This window comes from Rhodoferax lacus, from assembly GCF_003415675.1.
Taxonomy (GTDB): domain Bacteria; phylum Pseudomonadota; class Gammaproteobacteria; order Burkholderiales; family Burkholderiaceae_C; genus Allorhodoferax; species Allorhodoferax lacus.
The window spans coordinates 19,531-39,281 of record NZ_QFZK01000018.1 but is presented as its reverse complement, the minus strand read 5'-3'; the positions used below and the strand labels follow the sequence as shown (position 1 = coordinate 39,281).

Sequence of the window (19,751 nt, the reverse complement as noted above, 5' to 3'; positions counted from 1 at the left end):
AACCATGCAGGCACCCCATTCACTCCATCAACGCAGCAAAGATTTGCTACGCATTCTGCTGAGTTACTACGTCACAAACGGCATGTCAGCAGCGCTGGGGCTGTTCCTCATTTCGGGCGTGGTCCACATTCTGCTGGGTGCCACGGCCGCGGGGGCGGCGTCGATTGGTGTGATTGTCTGCATTCCCCCAGACCAGGCCGCGCCCAAAAAGGGCAAGTTCTGGCACTTGCTGCCTGCGGCTTTGCTGGGCGTACCGCTGTTCCTGGCCGTGCAACTGCTGCACGCGCGGCCGCTGGCACTGGGCCTGCTGCTGGTGCCTGCCACCTTTCTGGCCTTTCTGGCCGGGGCCTGGGGCAAGCGCGGGCTGCCCATCGTGGTGTCGGTCATGTTTGCCATGGTGTTTTCCATGGCAGTGCCGCCGCAGGCCGGCGTTGCGGGTGCTGTGGACAGCAGCCTGTATTTCGGCCTGGGGGCCGGTTTGTATGTGCTGTATTCCACTTGCGCCAACATCGTGCTCAATGGCCGCTACCGCAGCCAGATGCTGGCCGATACCCTGATGGCCCTGGCCCGCCTGATGCGCACCCAGGCCGAGCAGTTTGTGCTCAACGCATCTGCCGACAAGCGTGACAAGGCGCCCCTGATCGGCGTGCTGTTGCGCCAGCAGGCGGTGCTGACCGAGCAACTGCAAGCGGCCCGTGACCTGCTGTTGGAGTCACCCAACTCGGCACGGCGCCAGCAACTGGCGGCCATGCTGATGGTGGTGCTGGAAATGCGCGACCATCTGATGGCCTGCGAGCTGGACCTGGACACCCTGCATGCCTCGGCTGGTAACTACCAGGCCATGCAGGGCATGAGCGACATTCTGGTGAGCCTGTCGGTGGATGTGGAGCGGGTGGCCGATGCCTTGCTGCTGGGCCACCTGCCGGCAGCCCTGCGCAATTGCAGGCCGCAACTGGCCGCGCTGTCTTGGGACCCCCGTGTGGGTGGCCACGAACCCGCCAATGCCATGCTGGCACGCGGCCTGGCCAATCGGGTGGGTAACCTCAGCGATGAGGCAGTGCGCATCGCCGCATTGGCGCGCGGCGAAGCCCAACCCGACATCGACCTGATACGCACCAACTGGCAGATGTTCGTCAGTACCACCGACTGGTCCTGGCGCCCCTTTGTTTCCGTCTGGCGCTGGGACGCGCCGCCCCTGCGCCACGCGGTGCGTGCCACCCTGGCCATCGGCTTTGCCTATGCGCTGGGCTTGGCCATGCCCTGGGGCAGCCATGACTACTGGATAGTGCTCACCATCGTGGTGGTCCTGCGCGGCAGCCTGGCGCAAACCCTGGAGCGGCGCAACAGCCGTGTGGCCGGCACGGTCATCGGCTGCGTGCTGGCCGGCCTGATTCTGGCCTCGCACGCGCCACCGCTTGTCCTGCTGTTGGTACTGACTCTGGCACAGGCCGTGGCCCATGCGCTGGCGCTGCGCGTGTACCTGGTGACTGCCGTTGCCGCCACCGTGTTGGGCCTCGTGCAAGCCCACATGGTGAATGCCGGGGCCAGCCCGGTGTTTGCCGAACTGGAGCGCGTGGCTGACACCCTGCTGGGCGTGTCGATTGCCTGGGCCTTCAGCTATGTGCTGCCCTCCTGGGAGCGGCACCAGATTGCCGCCCTGGTGGCCCGCGCCCTGGCCGCGCAGGCGCGCTACGCCCAGTTGTCCCTCACGCTGGGCCAGGTGCAGCGCATGGAGAACGCGCCCGAACTGGCCTGGCGCCTGGCGCGGCGCGAGTGCTACGACAGCCTGTCCGCTTTGGTGAATGCCACCCAGCGCGCACTGGTGGAGCCGCGCGCCGAGCAGCCGCCACTGGAAGCATCGGGGCGCATCCTGGCACGCAGCTACCAGTTGCTGGCCCAGCTCACCTCGGTCAAAACCATGCTGATGCTGCGGCGCGAGCGGCTGCAACTGGAGCGGATTGCACAGCCCCTGCTGCAAACCGCCCAGACCCTGGAAGAGGCGCTGCAGCCCGGCGTGGCCCTTACCACGCAGGCTCCCGCGGACTATGCACTGGCCAATGAGCTGGAACAACTATCCGACCCGTTCGAGAGTGACCTCACCCCCTGGATGCTGCGCCGCCTGGGCCTGTTGACCGGCATTGCACGGCAACTGCAGCAGGATGCCAATGCGTTTGGCAGCAAAGTGGCTGCCCCATAGGCTCCGCATTTTTTTCGGGGCGCGTCCTCTTGACTGCTCGACGTTGATTTTGCTTTGGTTGATCTACATCATCCAGTTGCCTTGCATTTCACCCGGTTGGGGGATAGCGCAATCGGATGCAACTACTAGACTTGCTCCCGAATGCCGATCAGTAGCAGACAGGCTGTTCAATTTCTCGGCGACGAACTTGTCCGGTTCAAGAACATAAATCCAATAGTCTTGCGGATGGTCTTCTCGCCGAACGTGCCGTATTGGTTTCACTTCGTACATCGTGAAGTGGCCATCCAAGTGTTTCTATCAGGAGCCAGGTCAGAATGAAAAAGCAATTTTTTTTGCCATGCGTTGTTGTTGCTATTGCGAGCCTGATGGGATGTGCCCACCAGGAAGAATCCAGAACCTTGGCGATTCAAAAAGTAGATTCCGCAGGGCAAACCTATAGCGGAACTCGCACACCCATATCCGTGGGCAAGTTTGACAATCGTTCATCCTTTATGCGCGGCGTTTTTTCAGACAATGTGGACCGACTGGGCGGCCAGGCACAAACCATTCTGATCACCCATTTGCAGCAAAGCCGTCGCTTCAGTGTGCTGGACCGGTCCAACATGACGGAAATAAAAGAAGAGGCCGCGCTTCAAAAGAAGGCACAGGCATTGAAGGGCGCTGATTTTGTCGTCACAGGCGACGTCACCGAGTTCGGCCGCCGTGATGTGGGTGACCGCCAATTGTTTGGCCTGCTGGGCCGTGGCAAGACGCAAATTGCCTATGCCAAGGTCAATCTGAATATCGTAAACACGCTGACCTCGGAAGTGGTTTATTCGTCTCAGGGTGCTGGCGAATACAGCCTGTCTGAGCGTGAAGTTATCGGCTTTGGCGGTACCGCAGGCTATGACTCCACCTTGAACGGAAAAGTGTTGGACCTGGCCATTCGCGATGCCGTCAACAACCTGGTCTCCGGTATGGACAGTGGTGCCTGGCGCCCGGCCCCCTGATACCGCCTGCCACTTTTTCAAGGAACACTCATGAAAAACACCCTATTGCGTTTGATCGGGTTGATGCTGCTGGCCGCGTTGCTGGGTGGCTGCGCGACAAAGCAGACATCGCTGTACCAGTGGCAGGGCTATCAAAACAATGTCGATGCGTATTTCCGCGCTGACAAGACAAGCCCGGATGCCCAGGTCCAGCAAATGGAAACCGATCTGCAAAAAATCACTGCCAGCGGAGGGGCTGTCCCACCGGGCTACTACGCACACCTGGGCCTTCTCTATGGGCAGCAAGGCCGACTCGATCAGTTCGCAGAAAAGATACGCGCTGAAAGAAAGCAATACCCTGAGTCGGAGACCTTCATGGACTTCCTGTTGCGCAACTTCAAGAAGTAGGAATTCAAAATGAAACTCACAAGCTGTTTGAAATGCGTTGGTGTGGCCGCAATGGTTCTGGTCTTTTCCGGCTGTGCAACCAAGGCACCTTACGACTACACGGCCTTCAAGGAAAGCCATCCCCGTTCCATACTGGTGTTGCCGCCCGTGAACAACTCGCCGGAAGTGGCTGCAAGCTACAGCGTGCTGTCCTATGCCACGCGACCACTGGCAGAAGCGGGCTACTACGTGATGCCAGTCACCCTGGTTGCCGAGGCGTTCAAGGAAAATGGCATGACCCAGCCCTCTGACATGCACGCCACATCGCCGCAAAAGCTCAGTGAAATATTTGGTGCGGATGCTGCGCTCTACATCACGGTATCGAAGTACGGAACCACGTACCAGGTCATTGACAGCCAGTCCCTGGTTGCGGCACAGGCCAATCTGATTGACTTGAAAACCGGCAAAACATTGTGGTCTGGCTCTGCGCAAGCCTCAAGTGCCGAAAGCAATAACCAAAACCAGGGTGGGCTTGCCGTGCTGCTGATAACGGCCATCATCAAGCAAGTGGTTGCCAGCACGACCGATGAAAGCCACCAGATCGCCGGCATTGCCACGGCGCGGCTGCTGTCGGCCGGGCAACGCAATGGTTTGCTGTATGGCCCGCGCTCACCCAACTACGGAAAAGACAAGCTGGACTGAGCGCTGTGCCCAGCGTGCCACAGCACAGCGTGACGGTGCTACTCGGCATCGCCCAGCGCAGCATTGGCCCATACCAGCGCCTGTTGGGCGGCCAGGCTGTACGCATGGTCGCCAATGCCACAGGCTGACAGGGCCTGCGACAGGCGCTGGGGTTCAAACGCCGAGTCGGCTTCGCCCAGCTTCATCAGCAGCAAGGCATCGGCCATGGGGCCGCTCTGGCCCAGCAGGGTGCTGCTGACCGGCTCCGGCAAGGCCGCCTGGTCCAGCAGTTCTGCCAGTGGCAGGTTGAGTGCCACGTCCAGCAGGGAAAACAATCCGGTCAGAAACAGCACGTCCGGAATATTGGGAATACGGCCCTTGCCGGCCAGCAGCTCCAGCGTGCGCCCGCGCGTCAGGGCGCGTTCGGCCAGAAGGCGCTCCTGGTAGCTCGGGTTGGTGAAGTCGAACAGCAGCAGGGACATCCAGCGGTAGAACCTGGCCCTGCCTACCAGTGCCAGGGCGCTGGTCAGGTTGTCAACCTGGCCTTGCAAACCCATCGCCGGTGACTTCAGGTAGCGCAGCAACTTGAAGGTCAGCGTAGGTTCGCTTTTGATTTTCTCGGCAATCAGGGCGAAGCTCCGGTCCGCACGCACCATGTTCAGAATCGGCAATACCACCAGACGGTTGATGCCACCGCCCGCCTTGATCTTGACCGGGCTGCTCACAAAAGGCCCGTGGAAGTAGTCAAAGCCGCTCTTGTGGGCAAACAGGAAGTCATCATGGCTTTGCAGGTTGTGCGCCACCAGCCGCACACGCTTTCCTGCGGGTCCGCGCTGCTGGCGCAGACCCGCCACCAGTTCGCGCAGCACCAGGCCGTCAAACCGGGGTACCTCCACCTGGATGTAGTCCACATGGGCCAGCAAGGGGCGGGCGAGATCGCTTGCGTCCTGCACGCACATGCCGATGGAAAAGCCCTGCGCAATCAGCGCAGTGGCCCGGCTGACCAGTGCCTCCCAGTCGGTGCTCTCGGGCTGTATGACCTCCAGCATCAGCACGGTGTTGTGTACCGGCACATTCGCCAGCACCGGGTCATGCAGGGAGTCGGCGGCCAGATTGACAAGGGCCAGGCGGTGGCCCAGCAGCGCGTCACCGTCGTACAGCGCCATGCGCATCAGCAAGGCCAGGTCAAAGGCGCGCCGCGACACGCCGTTGCGCCGGCTCAATCGGTCATGCAGTTTGGCGAACAGGGAAAAGGTGTAGCCGGCAATGTGTTCTGAGCGGTCCAGCAGGGACTCCCGCCGCACAAATTCACTGGTCGGGTCGGGGATGCGCTCGGGCAGGGGGCGGCTTTTGCGGGGGGGCGGCGCTGCGGCCGGCGGCGGGTTGCTTGCCCGGGGCGGTTTTGCAGCAGGCCACAGGCGCCGCAAGAATGCGAACATGGAAATCCCCCTTGGCTGTGTGCTTGTGTCTTTGAGAGCACGTGGGGTGCATTCTGGGCGCGCAATTTCTTTTGGCCAAGCGGCAAACCGTGCAATCGCCTCTGGCGTGCAGCGCCGCGCAGCTGGCCCTGGGGCAGTCTTCCCCTGTAAGTACAATCACCCGCTACTCCCCAGGACAAAACGAGGACAAAACTTTGCTGCGAAGCAGGGTTTTGCAATGACTGACGCTGCCGGCTCCATCAACGGCCGCTTGCAGGTCCGGCACCTCGACCACGCCGACATTCGGCTCGGTGCTGCCATTGGGAAAACTGATTTAAAAGGATTTTTATGAAGTGCGGAATTGTTGGCCTGCCCAACGTTGGTAAATCGACCCTGTTCAACGCCCTGACCAAGGCCGGCATTGCGGCAGAAAACTACCCCTTCTGCACCATCGAGCCCAATGTGGGCGTGGTCGAAGTGCCAGACCCGCGCCTGCAGCAGCTCGCTGCCATCATCACCCCTGAGCGCATCGTCCCGGCCATCGTGGAGTTTGTGGACATTGCCGGCCTGGTGGCTGGCGCCAGCACGGGCGAAGGCCTGGGCAACAAGTTCCTCTCGCACATCCGCGAGACCGACGCCACCATCAATGTGGTGCGCTGCTTTGAAGACGACAACGTGATCCACGTGGCCGGCAAAGTGGACCCGATTGCCGACATCGAAGTCATCCAGACCGAGCTCTGCCTGGCCGACCTGGGTGCGGTGGAAAAAGCCCTGCACCGCGTGACCAAGCTGGCGCGCTCGGGCGACAAGGAGTCGGCCAAGCTGGTGACAATTCTGGAGAAGTGCCAGGTCGCGCTGGACCAGGCCAAGCCGGTGCGCACCTTGGACTTCAGCAAAGACGAGTTGCCGCTTTTGAAGCAGTTCTTCCTGATCACCGCCAAGCCCGCCATGTTTGTGGCCAACGTGGCTGAGGACGGTTTCGAGAACAACCCCATGCTGGACCGCCTGACGGCGTTTGCCAAGGCGCAGAACGCGCCGGTGGTGGCCATCTGCGCCAAGCTCGAAGCCGAGATGTCCGAGATGGAAGACGCCGACCGCGACATGTTTCTGGAAGAGCTGGGCCTGCACGAGCCCGGCCTGAACCGCCTGATCCGATCGGCCTACACGCTCTTGGGCCTGCAGACCTACTTCACGGCCGGTGTGAAGGAAGTGCGCGCCTGGACCATCCACGTGGGCGACACCGGCCCGCAGGCCGCCGGTGTGATCCACACCGATTTCGAGAAGGGCTACATCCGCGCCCAGACCATCGCCTTTGACGACTTCATCGCCTTCAAGGGCGAGCAGGGTGCCAAGGACGCGGGCAAGATGCGCGCCGAAGGCAAGGACTACGTCGTCAAGGATGGCGATGTGATGAACTTCCTGTTCAGCTCCTAAGCCTGCTTCGTTGCTGATCTCTCCCTACGACCTGCTGGCCCTGGGGGCGGCGGTCTGCTGGGCCTTTACCAGTGTGATGTCGGCCACGCCTGCGCGGCACCTGGGCACCTTTGCCTTCACACGCTGGCGCATGTCGCTGGTGCTGCTGATGCTGGTGCCCGTGGTGCTGTTCAGCGGCACTTGGCGCAGCCTGTCCCTGGCGGACTGCGGCGTGATGGCGGTCAGCGGCTTCATCGGTATTTTTGTGGGCGACACCGCGCTGTTTGCCGCCATGAACCGGCTGGGGCCGCGCCGCACCAGCGTGCTGTTTGCCACCCATGCCCTCTTCAGCGCCTTGATGGGCTTTTGGGTGCTGGATGAGCGCATGGGCGCGCAGGCCATGCTGGGTGGTTCCCTGGTCATGGGCGGCGTGGTGACGGCCATTCTGTTGGGCCGCCACAAGGACGAGGCGCACACCCTGGAGGCCAACCATGGCCATTGGGGACTGGGCGTGGCGCTGGGTTTGCTGGCCGCCCTGTGCCAGGCCCTGAGTTCGCTGATTGCCAAGCCGGTCATGGTCAGCGGCGTGGACCCGATTGCCGCCACCGCCGTGCGGGTGGGCGCCACCTGCGTGGCGCAACTGGTACTGCTGTGGTCGGGCTACGCGGGAGCGCGTGCGCTCAACCCGGCCACCCCGCGCATCCTGCTGCAGGTGGGCTGGATCGGTTTCCTGGGCATGGGCGTGGGCATGAGCCTGATTCTTCTGGCCCTGCAGCATGGCGATGTGGGCATGGTGGCCATTCTCTCCAGCGTGTCGCCTGTGTTGCTGCTGCCCCTGCTGTGGCTGCGTCTGGGCCGCGCACCGGCGCCGGGCGCCTGGCTGGGGGCCGCACTCACGGTCGTTGGTACTGCGGTGGTGTTGCTGCGCTAGATTTATCCGAGCCCCAAGCGGCGCGGCTTAACCCAGCAGCCGGGTGTAGGTGCTGCGCGTCTGTTCCGACACCGAGGCCAGCAACTGCGCATGCGGCGTGCGGTGGCGCGCCATCATGCGTGCGCTGGCGGTTGCCTTGGAGCGGCAAAACCACTGGCAGCTGTGCTGCAGGAGCAGCAGTTCGGCCGTCAGCATGAAGGCCTTGTCCTTCTGGTTCAGCCCGGCTTCGTTGCGCACCAGGGCCTCCACTCCTTTGGCATGGATATGCAGCAGGGGCCGCAGGTCCGCGCTGTAGTTGGAGAATAGTTGCTTGGCAAAGGGCAGGCCAATCGGCAGGGTGCTGAAGTGGGCGGACTCTGCGTCCACCGCATCAAAGGCCTGGGTGAAGGCCTGGATCTGGCCGCAAAGTGTGATCTCGGCCTGGCCCAACATGTTCCAGACCTGGGTGCTGCGCTCTGCATCGTTTTCGCCCAGGGCACGCAGGTAGCCGTCGGCCACCGTCTCCATCATTTTTTCCACCTGGAACTGGCCCAGAATGCCGGCCAGCAGGCGTATGCGTTGGTGCTGTTCACGGATGTTGAAAAACCAGAGGCCGCCGATTGCCAGGGCCAGAATAAAAAGTTCCATTACGTAAACAGTCCCAACAGAGTCGAAGTGAAAAACAGATAGCGCAAAAACTTGCCAATCGCCATGTACAGCAGGCAAGGCCAGAAGGGCAGACGCAGCCAGCCCGCCACGGCACACAGCGGGTCGCCCACCAAGGGCAGCCATGCCAGCAGGCAGGCCTTGGGGCCCAGCTTCTCCAGCCAGGCCAGGGCCCGCAGATGCATGGACGATCGGCCGTACTTGTCAGCCACCTTGTGTGCACCAAAGCCCATCCACCAATCTACTGCGCCGCCCAGGGTATTGCCCAGCGTGGCCACGGCTATCACCTGCCACAGCAGGTCGGGGTTGAGCTTGATCAAGCCGAACACCAGAGGTTCCGAGCCCAGCGGCAGCAGGGTGGCCGATATAAAAGACACCACAAACACCGTGCCCAGGCTGTACTGCGGCAATGCCAGAAGGGCCAAGAGGTGGTTGATCCAGAGTTCCATGTGCCTGCGAGTATAGAAACCCCGGCGTGTTGCCTGCTGTGCACAGTGCAGCACTTGCTTGCAAAAGAATTTCAATTGCTGAAATTTTGGGCAGGTAGAATTGCAGCAGGCTTCACGCCGCAGCCGCCACCCCAACCCGTCTTTCTTCACACCCTATGCACATTGGCCCGTTTGCTTTGGCAAATCCGCTCATGGTCGCCCCCATGGCGGGGGTGACTGACCGGCCGTTTCGCCAGCTGTGCAAACGCCTGGGTGCGGGCTATGCGGTCAGCGAGATGGTGACCTCGCGCAAGGACCTGTGGAACACCCTCAAGACTTCGCGCCGCGCCAACCATGCCGGCGAGCCCGGCCCGATTGCCGTGCAGATTGCCGGCACCGAAGCGCCCATGATGGCCGAGGCCGCGCTCTACAACATAGACCGCGGCGCGCAAATTATCGACATCAACATGGGCTGCCCGGCCAAGAAAGTGTGCAACAAATGGGCGGGCTCCGCCTTGATGCAGGACGAGACCCTGGCCCTGCAGATCATCGAGGCCGTGGTGAATGCCTGCGCCACGCGCAACGTGCCGGTCACGCTGAAGATGCGCACCGGCTGGTGCCAGAGTCACAAGAACGCCGTGGTGCTGGCCCGCGCGGCTGAGTCGGCCGGCGTGCAGATGGTGGCCGTGCACGGTCGCACGCGCGAGCAGGGCTACAAGGGCCAAGCCGAGTACGACACCATTGCCGCCGTCAAGGCCGCCTTGCGCATTCCCGTGGTGGCCAATGGCGACATCCGCACGCCCGAGCAGGCACGCGACGTGCTGCAGGCCACCGGTGCCGATGCCATCATGATTGGCCGTGCGGCGCAAGGGCGCCCCTGGATATTCCGCGAGATCAACCACTTCCTGGCCACCGGCGAGCACCTGGCGCAGCCCCTGGTGAGCGAGGTCCGGCGCCTGCTTATTGATCACCTGCACGACCACTACAGCCTGTACGACGAATTCATCGGCGTGCGCTCGGCGCGCAAGCACATCGCCTGGTATGTGCGTGGCCTGCCCGGCGCAGAAGCCTTTCGCAGCCACATGAATACCCTGGAAGACAGCACGGCCCAGGTGGCCTGTGTGGAGCACTTCATGGACCAGCTGGGCGCCAGCATGGACCGCTTGCCCACGCCAACTTCCGTCACAGACAATGAAGAAGAACCCCAAAGAGAAGAGACCGCATGAGCAAAAAACAGATTGAGGAGACCGTGCGCAGCAGCCTGGAAGTGTATTTCCGTGACCTGCGCGGCACCGAACCCGACAGCCTGCACGAAATGATGGTGCGCATCGTCGAGAAACCCCTGCTGGAAGTGGTGATGGCACATGCCGAACACAACCAGTCGCGCGCGGCCGAATGGCTGGGCCTGAACCGCAACACCCTGCGCAAAAAATTGCTTGAACACAAGCTACTGAAATAACAACTTCCTACCCTGACCCTTTATGAACGCACTGCTTTCCGTCTCCGACAAAACCGGCATCCTCGAACTCGCCCAGGCCCTGCATGCCCAAGGCATCAAACTGCTGTCTACCGGCGGCACCGCCAAGCTGCTGGCCGACAACGGCCTGCCTGTGACCGAAGTGGCCGAGATGACAGGCTTCCCCGAAATGCTGGACGGCCGCGTCAAGACCCTGCACCCGCGCGTGCACGGCGGCCTGCTGGCCCGCCGCGATGTGCCTGCCCACATGGCCGCTTTGGCCGAGCACGACATCGACACCATCGACGTGCTGGTGGTCAACCTTTACCCGTTTGAATCCACCGTGGCCAAGCCCGGTTGCACGCTGGAAGACGCCATCGAGAACATCGACATCGGTGGCCCGGCCATGGTGCGCAGCGCCGCCAAGAACTGGAAAGACGTGGCCGTGCTGACCGACGCGTCGCAGTACGCAGAAGTGATTGCCGAGCTCAAGGCCGGCGGCGTCACACAGAAGACCAAGTTCGCCCTGAGCGTTGCCGCCTTCAACCGCATCAGCCAGTACGACGGCGCCATCAGCGACTACCTGTCCGCAGTGCAGTTTGGCGAAGGCGTGGCCGACAACCAGGCACCCACCCTCAGCCAGTTCCCCGCCCAGACCAATGGCCGCTTTGTGAAGCTGCAGGACCTGCGCTACGGCGAGAACTCGCACCAGCAAGCCGCCCTGTACCGTGACCTGTATCCCGCCCCCGGCTCGCTGGTCACGGCCAAGCAGTTGCAAGGCAAGGAACTGAGCTACAACAACATTGCCGATGCCGACGCGGCCTGGGAATGCGTGAAGAGCTTTGACACGCCTGCTTGTGTGATCGTCAAGCACGCCAACCCCTGCGGCGTGGCCATTGGCGCCAACGCACTGGAGGCCTACAGCAAGGCCTTCAAGACCGACCCCACCTCGGCCTTCGGCGGCATCATCGCCCTGAACACGCCACTGGACGAAGCCGGTGCGCGCGAGATCTCCAAGCAGTTTGTCGAGGTGCTGATGGCCCCCGCCTACACGCCCGAAGCCCTGGCCGTGTTCGCCGCCAAGGCCAATGTGCGCGTGCTGCAGATCGACCTGCCCAAGGGTGGCGCGAGCGATTGGGACAACGGCCGCAACGCCATCGACATGAAGCGCGTGGGCTCCGGCATCCTGCTGCAAACCGCTGACAACCACCAGCTCACCCTGGCGGACCTGAAGGTCGTCACGGTCAAACAACCCACGCCAGAGGAGCTGCAAGACCTGCTGTTTGCCTGGAAGGTGGCGCAGTACGTCAAGAGCAACGCCATCGTCTTCTGCAAGGGCGGCATGACCATGGGCGTAGGCGCAGGCCAGATGAGCCGCTTGGACTCGGCCCGCATTGCCAGCATCAAGGCCGAGCATGCCGGTTTGAGCCTGTCAGGCACCGTGGTGGCCAGCGATGCCTTCTTCCCCTTCCGCGATGGCCTGGATGTGGTGGTGGATGCAGGTGCCACCTGCGTCATCCAGCCCGGCGGCTCCATGCGCGATGACGAGGTGATTGCGGCTGCCAACGAACGTGGCGTGGCCATGGTCTACAGCGGCGTGCGCCACTTCAGGCACTGATCAACACGGCGCTGTCCGGTCTGCTCTGTGCGCACCCCGCACAGAGCAGACGCTTTTGCTTTTAACTTGCGAGTGGATGCAGCACGCAGCGTAGCAGGTGATGGGGTTGGCCTTCCAGGAGCGTGCTCCACTTGGTGCCAACCTCCTCGCCACGGCTGAAAGCAAAGCCTGATCGGACGTTGGTTCCGTCCGGACGGGACCAGACCAGCTGAACCGGCTCACGCCCAATGGCGGCATCCGCCGTGCTGCCCGTGACCACCAACTCCAGGTCGTAACTTTGCAGGGATAGATCGATGACATGGGTCGTCAAAATCTGCACTCCGCCATCCCCCAGGTCCACCACCAGTGCCGGGATGGCCAAGGTGTCGGCCGGATCCCGAAAGGCGTAAATGGGGATGGCCTCTTTGTCTTCCTTGATCAGGAAGTACTGTGCCCGCGTATGCATTCTCTTGTCAGCGTCATCCATTGCTTGGTTCCTGGGTTGGACATTTCTGCAAGTCTCACACAACAATTCAAAAGTTGCGTGACAGATGTGTGACGCATGAAAGCAAGTGGCGCTCAGGGCGCCTACCGCCTGCTGCCCGCATAGCCAGGTCGTTGGCGTTGATGGCGTATGAGCAGAATGCGTATTTCGCTATCGACTACGCGATACACCACAGAATAGGGAAAGACCTTGAGCGGGAAACTTCGCCGACCCCTTGTCGTAGGAGTTCCAAATCCGGGATGCTGGACTAACAGAATTGCGACCCGCTCAAACTCGTCAAGAAAACGTTTGGCAACCGTCATCCCGGCGTGTTCGAGGTAAAAATCAAGTGCCCCGGCAATGTCGTTTTCAGCCCCTGGGTGGAGCGTATATCCCATTACGCAAGCTTGGCTCTGAGTCTGGCAACTGCTTCCGTGCCCGGCACGGCGACCACCAAACCGCTGTCCAGTTCCGCTTCCCTGCGGTCGGCCTCCAACTCCCAGGCCTGCTCGACAGCGCTGTCAGCGTCCAGGCTGGCGATCAGGCGCTCAAACAGGTGTTCTCTGTCAGCAGGATTGAGCTGAAGAACCTGGGCTTCCAGCACATTCAAATCAATGCCCATGGTGGCCTCCGGTGAAGAAGTGAGGGATGACCCTAAGTTTGCCATATCAGCAGTTTTCGGTGTGCGCCATCATTCCCACTTCCACCACACCCAGCCACACAGCGCCACACCCAGAGCCCACAGCATCCAGGTCTCGGAGACTGCATAGGGGTAGATCATCAAGGCCAGACCACTCCAGCGCAGGTTGGGGCTCGATGCCAGCTTGCCGCGCCGGTAGGCCACGTATCCGAAAATGCCGAACAGCACGGCTCCCAGCAGGTAGGCGGGGGAGGGCAGGCTCAGGCCCAGGGCGCCCAGCGTGCCTGCCGCTTCGGATGCGGCGTCCATGGCCTAGAGTGCGCTGAAAATGTCTGCCGCTGCTGCCACTGTTTCTGCGATGTCAGCCTCGGTGTGGGCAGCACTCATGAAGCCGGCTTCGTATAGGGCTGGCGCGATGTACACACCGCGGTCCAGCAGGCCGTGGAACAGGGTGTTGAAGGTCTTGTTGTCGGTGGTCATGACCTTGGCGTAGTTCTGCGGCAACTCGGGGAACAGGAAGAAGCCGAACATGCCGCCTTCGCTGTCGCCACAGAAGGGAATGCCGGCTTTGGTGGCCGCAGCGGTCAGGCCGCTGACCAGCGACTGGGTCTTGCGGCCCAGGTCTTCATAGAAGCCGGGCTTGCCAATCTCGTGCAAGGTGGCCAGGCCGCAGGCGGTGGCCACCGGGTTGCCAGACAGCGTGCCGGCCTGGTAGACCGGGCCCAAGGGGGCGAGCTGCTCCATCAGGTGGCGCTTGCCGCCAAAGGCCGCCAGCGGCATACCGCCGCCAATCACCTTGCCCAGCACCGTCATGTCCGGCTCAAAGCCGGGGATGCTGCGGGCGTACACGCTTTGTGCGCTGCCCAGGGCCACGCGCAGGCCGGTCATCACTTCGTCAAACACCAGGAGGGCGCCGTACTGCGTGCACAGCTCGCGGCAACGCTTCATAAAGGGCAGAGAAGCGCGCACAAAATTCATGTTGCCGGCAATCGGCTCGATGATGATGCAGGCCAGCTCCTTGCCATGCGTGACAAAGGCTTCTTCGAGCTGCTGCAGGTTGTTGTACTCCAGCACGATGGTGTGCTGCACCACCTCGGGTGGCACACCGGCGCTGGTGGGGTTGCCAAAGGTAGCCAGGCCCGAGCCGGCTTTCACCAGCAGCGCATCGGCATGGCCGTGGTAGCAGCCTTCGAACTTGATGAACTTGCTGCGGCCCGTGGCACCACGCGCTACGCGGATGGCGCTCATGCCGGCCTCGGTGCCCGAGCTCACCAGACGCACCATGTCCATGCTGGGCACGCGCGCCAGAATGGCCTCGGCCAGTTCTACTTCACGCTCAGTCGGCGCGCCAAACGAGAAGCCTTCGAGCAAAGCCTTCTGCACCGCCTCCACCACAGCCGGGTGGCCATGGCCCAGGATCATGGGGCCCCAGGAGCCGATGTAATCAATGTACTGTTTGCCGTTGGCATCCCAGAAGTAGGCGCCCTGTGCGCGCTGCACAAAGCGCGGTGTGCCGCCCACGGCCTTGAAGGCGCGCACGGGGGAATTCACGCCGCCGGGGATCACTTGGCGGGCACGGTCGAACAGGGTTTGGTTGCGGTCAATGGTCATGGCAGTCGGCTGGGTCTGATAGGGGGCAGGGGACACTCAGTGGCGGGTGTCGTTGGGGGAAATTTCGAAGCTGGATTCCTTGGCGTCCTCTTCCTCGTCGTCTTCGGGCTGTGCCCAGAACAGACGGTCGGGAACCACATTGCCCATGCCGGGTCGAAAGCCACTGTCCAGGCAGCGGTCCAGATAGCTCAGGGCTTCGGACACGGCTTCGGTAAGTTCGGTCTCGCTGGCAATCAGCGCGGTCACGGCAGCAGACAAGGTCTCGCCTGCGCCGCTGAACACCGCCTCGAAGCGCTCAAACTTGTGCGTGCACAAAACAGCCGTGGGCGAGGCCAGCGTGTTCTCGATGAACTGGTCCGGCAAGGGGATGCCTGTAACCAACGTATAGGCCACACCAAAGGCATTGGCCGCGCGCGCAATGTCACGTGCCGTGGGGGCTTTTTCGTTGCTCCATTCGGGCAGCAGCCAGCGCGCCAGCGTGCTGTGGTTTCCCACCAACACCGTGGTCTGCGGAAGTAACAGTTCGCTACAGGCGTCCTGGTACATGTCGATCTGGTCTTCACGCCACCAGGACAGGTCGGGCATGTAGGTCAGCAGTGGCACTTCGGCATAGTCCGAGGCGAGTTCGGCGATCGCGCTGAGGTTCTCCGGGCTGCCCACAAAGCCGACCTTGATGGCCTGCACCGGTATGTCTTCGAGGATGACGCGGGCCTGCTCGGAGACGGCTTCGTCATCCAGTGCAAAGTGGTCAAACACCTCGGAGGTATCACGCACATAGGCGCCCGTCATGATGGGCATGGCGTGTGCCCCAACAGAGGCAATGGCCATCAGGTCTGCGGTCAATCCGGCCGCGCCGCTGGGGTCATTGGCGTTGAATACCAGCACACAGGCAGCGGGGCTGTCATCGCGTTCGCCAGCTTCTGGGTCGGGAATGGGTGATGCGGTCATTTCGTAGCCTGTTCTCGTGGGTGCCATCAGGCAGAATGGCAGTGAATTCGACAATCAGCAGCGTGGGCTGCGGCTGTTGCCTCTATACAATGATTGCATTCTATTCGAAGGCCCCTTAAGCTGTGACTGATACCAAAACCTGGATGTGTCTGATTTGCGGTTGGATTTATGACGAGGCGCTGGGAGCGCCGGAGCATGGAATCGCACCCGGTACCTTGTGGGCTGATGTGCCCATGAACTGGGTCTGTCCCGAGTGCGCTGCGCGCAAGGAAGATTTCGAAATGGTTCAAATTTAGCGCAGTGCATCTGCTCCGGCGCTACAGTCGGCAGGTGCGATGTGTTCAGGAGAGGAAAGCCTTGTGAGTACCCAAGATACGGTATTGAAAGTGCTGGTGGTGGACGACAGCAACACCATACGGCGCAGTGCAGAAATATTCCTCAAGCAAGGCGGGCACGAAGTATTGCTTGCCGAGGACGGCTTTGACGCCCTGGCCAAAGTCAACGACTACCAGCCCCATCTGATTTTTTGTGACATCCTGATGCCGCGTCTTGACGGCTACCAGACCTGCGCCATCATCAAACGAAACGCCCGTTTCTCCAGCGTGCCCGTGGTCATGTTGTCCAGCAAGGATGGTGTGTTTGACAAGGCCCGCGGACGCATGGCCGGTGCGCAGGACTACCTCACCAAACCGTTTTCCAAAGAGCAGTTGCTGCAGGCCGTGCAGCAGTTTGGCGCCGCTGTGCAGGGAGCCGCATGATGGCCATACACAAAGTACTCATCGTGGATGACTCCAAGACCGAAACCCTGTTCATGACCGACCTGCTGCAACGCAACGGCTTTGCTGTGCGCTCGGCCGAAAATGCCACCGAAGCCTTTGCCCGTCTGGCCGAAGACCGGCCCGACCTGATCCTCATGGACGTGGTGATGCCAGGGCAAAACGGTTTCCAGCTGACCCGCTCCATCAGCCGCACCCCCGAGTTCACCGGCATACCCATCATCATGTGCACCAGCAAGAGCCTGGAGACCGACCGCGTCTGGGGCATGCGCCAGGGCGCGCGTGACTACATCACCAAGCCGGTGGACGGGGCCGAACTGTTTGCAAAAATCAAGGCGCTGGGCTGAACCGAAACGATGGCAAAACGCGAAGCACTCAGGGAACTTCAGGCACGACTGGCAAAGCGTTTGCAGGCGGCACAAAGCGAGGGCATTGCAGTGTCCTGGCTGGCGGTACGCGCAGGCGGCAGCAACTACCTGCTGCCCTTGGCACAGGCGGGTGAAATCGTCGCCCTGTCCCAACTGCAGGCAGTGCCCTATTCCAAAAGCTGGTTCAGGGGCGTGCTCAATGTGCGCGGCAATCTGGTGGGTGTGGTGGACATGGCCCGCTTTGTTTCTGGCAGTGCCAGCGCACCTGACGGCACCGAGGCCAGCGTGGTGACACTGAACGCCCAACTCGAGGTGAATTGCGGGCTGCAGGTGGACAGCCTGGCGGGCTTGCGCGGCAGCGATGCCTTTGCTTCCAGCACCGCAGCACCTGCCGGTGCGCCCGAATATTTTGGCCCCTGCCATACCGACAAAGAGGGTCAGCTCTGGCAGGAAATCAACCTGCGCGCGCTGGCACAGTCTCCGACCTTCTTAAGCATTGGTGCTTAGTACATCTCCAGGTGCCCAACATGTCCGTCCTAGACTCCATCAAGAAGCTGCTTGCCAAAAAGCCGAATGAATCCGATCTGGATTCGAGTCTGAGCCTGGCTATGCCAGACCAGGCAGGAGATGCCGAGCCGCCCGAGACGGTGCTGGTCTCCAGGCAAGTGGCAGTGAGCCGACCGGCCGCACTGACAGAGCAAGCGCAGCAGGACAAGTCCCAGGTGCTGGACCCCGACCTGATTGCATTGCCCGGCATGGGTGCACGCACAGCCGCGCAGCACCAGCGGGTGCTGGGCATCCTGCTGGGTGTGTCATTGTTGTTCCTGGCCGGTGTGACGGTCTTTGCGCTCAACCAGTCCGACAAAGTGGCGCAGCAACTGGGTGTGACAGGGCAGTCGCTGATGCAGTCGCAGCGCCTGGCCAAGTCGGTGAGCCAGGCCCTGGTGGGCAATGTGCCGGCCTTTGCCGATGTGACGGACAGCATTGGCATTCTGGCCAAGGCCACCCACGGACTGCAGGAGGGCGACAGCACCCAGCGCCTGAGCGCGCTCGACAGCAGCATGCGGCCTGAACTCGACAAGGTCATGCCCCTGGTAGACCGTGCCGAGAAAAATGCCAAGGCTGTACTGCTGCAGCAAAAAACGCTCACCCAGATTGGCGAGGCGCTGCGCCAGATCAGCCGCCAGTCGGGAACGATGCTGGAGACGGCCCAGGGCATCTCCAGCCTCAAGGTGCAACAGAACGCGCCTGCCGCCGAAGTGTCGGCTGTGGGCCAGCTCATCATGCTGACCCAGCGCATCGGCAAGTCGTCCAACGAATTCCTGACGGCCGAAGGGGCCAGCCCGGAAGCCGTATTTTTGCTGGGCAAAGACCTGAGCAGCTTCAAGGAAGTCACCCTGGGCCTGCAGAATGGCAGCGCCGAGTTGCGCCTGGGCGCAGCCCGTGACGCTGCCACCCGCGAGCAACTCGATACGCTGATGAAACAGTACGAAGAGTTGCGTGCCAAGAGCGGCGCCATCCTGGACAACCTGCAGGGCCTGGTGGCTGCACGCGAGGCCCAGACCTCCATCGTGGCCGACAGTGAACCCCTGCGCCGCGGCCTCGAAGAACTGCAGGGCAAGCTCACCAGCCAGACCGGCGTGGGCGGAACAGCCCTGGTGCTGATGGTTCTGGCGGCGGCCCTGGCTTTGCTGTCTGCGGGTGGCCTGTCGTTTGTGCAATTGCAGGACAGCCGCCGTCGCCAGTCGGCAGCGGATGCGCAGCGCCAGGAAGCCGAGCGCCAGGAGCAGCACGCCAAGCGTGTGAACGACGCCAACCAGGCCGCCATTTTGCGGCTCATGAACGAGCTGCAAACCGTGGCCGAAGGCGACCTCACACAGGAAGCCACCGTCACCGAAGACATCACCGGTGCCATTGCCGACTCGGTCAACTACACGGTCGAAGAGCTGCGCTCGCTGGTGGCCAACGTGCAGAACACGGCCTCCCAGGTGGCGCAAACCACCGCCGATGTGGACGCCACCTCCACCGAGCTGCTGGCTGCCTCCAAGGAGCAGCTGCACGAGATCCGCGAGACCGGCCAGAGCGTGCTGGAAATGGCCGGTCGCATCAATGACGTGTCGGTCCAGGCGCAGGAGTCAGCCCGTGTGGCGCGCCAGTCGCTGCAGGCTTCCGAGTCGGGCCTCAAAGCCGTGCAAAACGCCATTGGCGGCATGAACTCGATCCGCGAGCAGATCCAGGAAACCTCCAAGCGCATCAAGCGACTGGGCGAGTCTTCGCAGGAAATTGGTGAAATCACCGAGCTGATTTCCGACATTACCGAGCAGACCAACGTGCTGGCGCTCAACGCTGCCATCCAGGCCGCCAGTGCCGGTGAGGCCGGTCGCGGCTTCTCGGTGGTGGCCGAGGAAGTGCAGCGTCTGGCCGAACGTTCGGGCGATGCCACGCGCCAGATTGCCGCGCTGGTGAAAGCCATCCAGACCGACACCCAGGATGCCATAGGCGCTATGGAGCGCTCCACGCAGGGCGTGGTCGAAGGTGCCAAGCTGTCGGACAACGCCGGCACGGCGCTCACCGAAATCGACCGCGTGTCGCGCCGTGTGGCTGACCTGATCGAGCAGATTTCCAACTCCGCCTCGCGCGAAGCCGGACTGGCCAACGAGATGGCCCAGGATATTCAGCACATCTTTGCCGTGACCGAGCAGACCGGCGAGGGCACCCGTGTCACGGCCGGCCAGGTGCGCGAGCTCTCGCGCATGGCCGAGGAATTGCGGCAGTCCGTGTCGCGGTTCAAGATTGTGTGAAG

At 62.1% G+C, this 19,751-nt stretch carries 23 protein-coding genes; 14 read left to right on the top strand and 9 right to left on the bottom strand.

Features of this window, described 5'->3' with window-relative positions:
* Positions 1–4 precede the first annotated feature (4 nt).
* From DIC66_RS19010 to DIC66_RS18995, 4 genes are all read left to right on the top strand, one after another.
* Positions 5–2,197 (top strand): FUSC family protein, encoded by a 2,193-nt coding sequence (locus DIC66_RS19010; protein WP_117179788.1) that lies wholly within the window; start codon positions 5–7, stop codon positions 2,195–2,197.
* A 314-nt stretch (positions 2,198–2,511) separates the two neighbouring features.
* A complete protein-coding gene (locus DIC66_RS19005; RefSeq protein WP_117179757.1) occupies positions 2,512–3,186 on the top strand; it encodes a CsgG/HfaB family protein in 675 nt (224 codons plus the stop codon).
* 30 nt (positions 3,187–3,216) lie between these two features.
* A complete protein-coding gene (locus tag DIC66_RS19000; RefSeq protein ID WP_117179756.1) occupies positions 3,217–3,573 on the top strand; it encodes a DUF4810 domain-containing protein in 357 nt (118 codons plus the stop codon).
* A 9-nt stretch (positions 3,574–3,582) separates the two neighbouring features.
* Positions 3,583–4,254, top strand: a complete 672-nt coding sequence (locus DIC66_RS18995; RefSeq protein ID WP_117179755.1) for a DUF799 domain-containing protein — start codon at positions 3,583–3,585, stop codon at positions 4,252–4,254.
* 38 nt (positions 4,255–4,292) lie between these two features.
* Here the strand turns inward: DIC66_RS18995 and DIC66_RS18990 are convergent, their stop codons facing one another.
* Positions 4,293–5,672, bottom strand: coding sequence for an EAL and HDOD domain-containing protein (locus DIC66_RS18990; protein WP_117179754.1), 1,380 nt, complete (start codon positions 5,670–5,672; stop codon positions 4,293–4,295).
* 321 nt (positions 5,673–5,993) lie between these two features.
* Here DIC66_RS18990 and ychF point away from each other — a divergent pair, with 321 nt between their 5' ends.
* The gene (ychF, locus tag DIC66_RS18985; RefSeq protein ID WP_117179753.1) at positions 5,994–7,085 is read left to right on the top strand and encodes a redox-regulated ATPase YchF; all 1,092 of its coding nucleotides are present in this window, start codon (positions 5,994–5,996) and stop codon (positions 7,083–7,085) included.
* A 10-nt stretch (positions 7,086–7,095) separates the two neighbouring features.
* Positions 7,096–7,995, top strand: coding sequence for a DMT family transporter (locus tag DIC66_RS18980; protein ID WP_199534801.1), 900 nt, complete (start codon positions 7,096–7,098; stop codon positions 7,993–7,995).
* Between the two features lie 27 nt (positions 7,996–8,022).
* Here the strand turns inward: DIC66_RS18980 and DIC66_RS18975 are convergent, their stop codons facing one another.
* A complete protein-coding gene (locus DIC66_RS18975; protein ID WP_117179752.1) occupies positions 8,023–8,622 on the bottom strand; it encodes a hypothetical protein in 600 nt (199 codons plus the stop codon).
* Positions 8,622–9,089, bottom strand: a complete 468-nt coding sequence (locus DIC66_RS18970; RefSeq protein ID WP_117179751.1) for a YqaA family protein — start codon at positions 9,087–9,089, stop codon at positions 8,622–8,624. The genes DIC66_RS18975 and DIC66_RS18970 overlap by 1 nt, the downstream gene beginning before the upstream one ends.
* Before the next feature lie 155 nt (positions 9,090–9,244).
* Between DIC66_RS18970 and dusB the strand changes: the two genes are divergently transcribed.
* From dusB to purH, 3 genes are read left to right on the top strand one after another with little or no spacing between them, the layout of a single operon-like run.
* Entirely contained in the window at positions 9,245–10,294 is a 1,050-nt protein-coding gene (gene dusB, locus DIC66_RS18965) for a tRNA dihydrouridine synthase DusB (protein ID WP_117179750.1), read from the top strand.
* Positions 10,291–10,527 carry a helix-turn-helix domain-containing protein gene (locus DIC66_RS18960; protein WP_117179749.1) on the top strand — a complete coding sequence of 79 codons (237 nt, stop codon included), beginning with the start codon at positions 10,291–10,293 and terminating at the stop codon, positions 10,525–10,527. Before dusB ends, DIC66_RS18960 begins: the two co-directional genes overlap by 4 nt.
* Positions 10,528–10,549: 22 nt before the next feature.
* Positions 10,550–12,142, top strand: coding sequence for a bifunctional phosphoribosylaminoimidazolecarboxamide formyltransferase/IMP cyclohydrolase (gene purH / locus DIC66_RS18955; protein WP_117179748.1), 1,593 nt, complete (start codon positions 10,550–10,552; stop codon positions 12,140–12,142).
* A 61-nt stretch (positions 12,143–12,203) separates the two neighbouring features.
* On the opposite strand, the gene DIC66_RS18950 is transcribed toward purH, so the two are convergent.
* The 6 genes from DIC66_RS18950 to thiD form a co-directional block, all read right to left on the bottom strand.
* A complete protein-coding gene (locus DIC66_RS18950; RefSeq protein WP_117179747.1) occupies positions 12,204–12,608 on the bottom strand; it encodes a hypothetical protein in 405 nt (134 codons plus the stop codon).
* A 101-nt stretch (positions 12,609–12,709) separates the two neighbouring features.
* A complete protein-coding gene (locus DIC66_RS23780) occupies positions 12,710–13,003 on the bottom strand; it encodes a type II toxin-antitoxin system RelE/ParE family toxin (RefSeq protein WP_117179746.1) in 294 nt (97 codons plus the stop codon).
* Positions 13,003–13,227 carry an addiction module protein gene (locus tag DIC66_RS18940; RefSeq protein ID WP_117179745.1) on the bottom strand — a complete coding sequence of 75 codons (225 nt, stop codon included), beginning with the start codon at positions 13,225–13,227 and terminating at the stop codon, positions 13,003–13,005. Before DIC66_RS18940 ends, DIC66_RS23780 begins: the two co-directional genes overlap by 1 nt.
* A 69-nt stretch (positions 13,228–13,296) precedes the next feature.
* Positions 13,297–13,554, bottom strand: a complete 258-nt coding sequence (locus DIC66_RS18935) for a hypothetical protein (protein WP_117179744.1) — start codon at positions 13,552–13,554, stop codon at positions 13,297–13,299.
* Positions 13,555–13,557: 3 nt separating this feature from the next.
* On the bottom strand, positions 13,558–14,856 hold the full coding sequence (gene hemL / locus DIC66_RS18930; RefSeq protein WP_117179743.1) for a glutamate-1-semialdehyde 2,1-aminomutase: 1,299 nt from the start codon (positions 14,854–14,856) through the stop codon (positions 13,558–13,560).
* Between the two features lie 36 nt (positions 14,857–14,892).
* Positions 14,893–15,804: a bifunctional hydroxymethylpyrimidine kinase/phosphomethylpyrimidine kinase gene (gene thiD / locus DIC66_RS18925; RefSeq protein ID WP_117179742.1), complete on the bottom strand. Its 912-nt coding sequence runs from the start codon at positions 15,802–15,804 to the stop codon at positions 14,893–14,895.
* A gap of 122 nt (positions 15,805–15,926) precedes the next feature.
* Here thiD and DIC66_RS18920 point away from each other — a divergent pair, with 122 nt between their 5' ends.
* From DIC66_RS18920 to DIC66_RS18900, 5 genes are read left to right on the top strand one after another with little or no spacing between them, the layout of a single operon-like run.
* On the top strand, positions 15,927–16,100 hold the full coding sequence (locus DIC66_RS18920; protein WP_199534800.1) for a rubredoxin: 174 nt from the start codon (positions 15,927–15,929) through the stop codon (positions 16,098–16,100).
* A gap of 39 nt (positions 16,101–16,139) precedes the next feature.
* Complete coding sequence (locus DIC66_RS18915) at positions 16,140–16,562, top strand: response regulator (RefSeq protein WP_117179741.1); 423 nt, start codon at positions 16,140–16,142, stop codon at positions 16,560–16,562.
* On the top strand, positions 16,562–16,927 hold the full coding sequence (locus DIC66_RS18910; protein WP_117179785.1) for a response regulator: 366 nt from the start codon (positions 16,562–16,564) through the stop codon (positions 16,925–16,927). The genes DIC66_RS18915 and DIC66_RS18910 overlap by 1 nt, the downstream gene beginning before the upstream one ends.
* A 9-nt stretch (positions 16,928–16,936) precedes the next feature.
* A complete protein-coding gene (locus DIC66_RS18905) occupies positions 16,937–17,455 on the top strand; it encodes a chemotaxis protein CheW (protein ID WP_117179740.1) in 519 nt (172 codons plus the stop codon).
* A 20-nt stretch (positions 17,456–17,475) separates the two neighbouring features.
* Positions 17,476–19,749 carry a methyl-accepting chemotaxis protein gene (locus tag DIC66_RS18900; protein ID WP_117179739.1) on the top strand — a complete coding sequence of 758 codons (2,274 nt, stop codon included), beginning with the start codon at positions 17,476–17,478 and terminating at the stop codon, positions 19,747–19,749.
* Positions 19,750–19,751 lie beyond the last annotated feature (2 nt).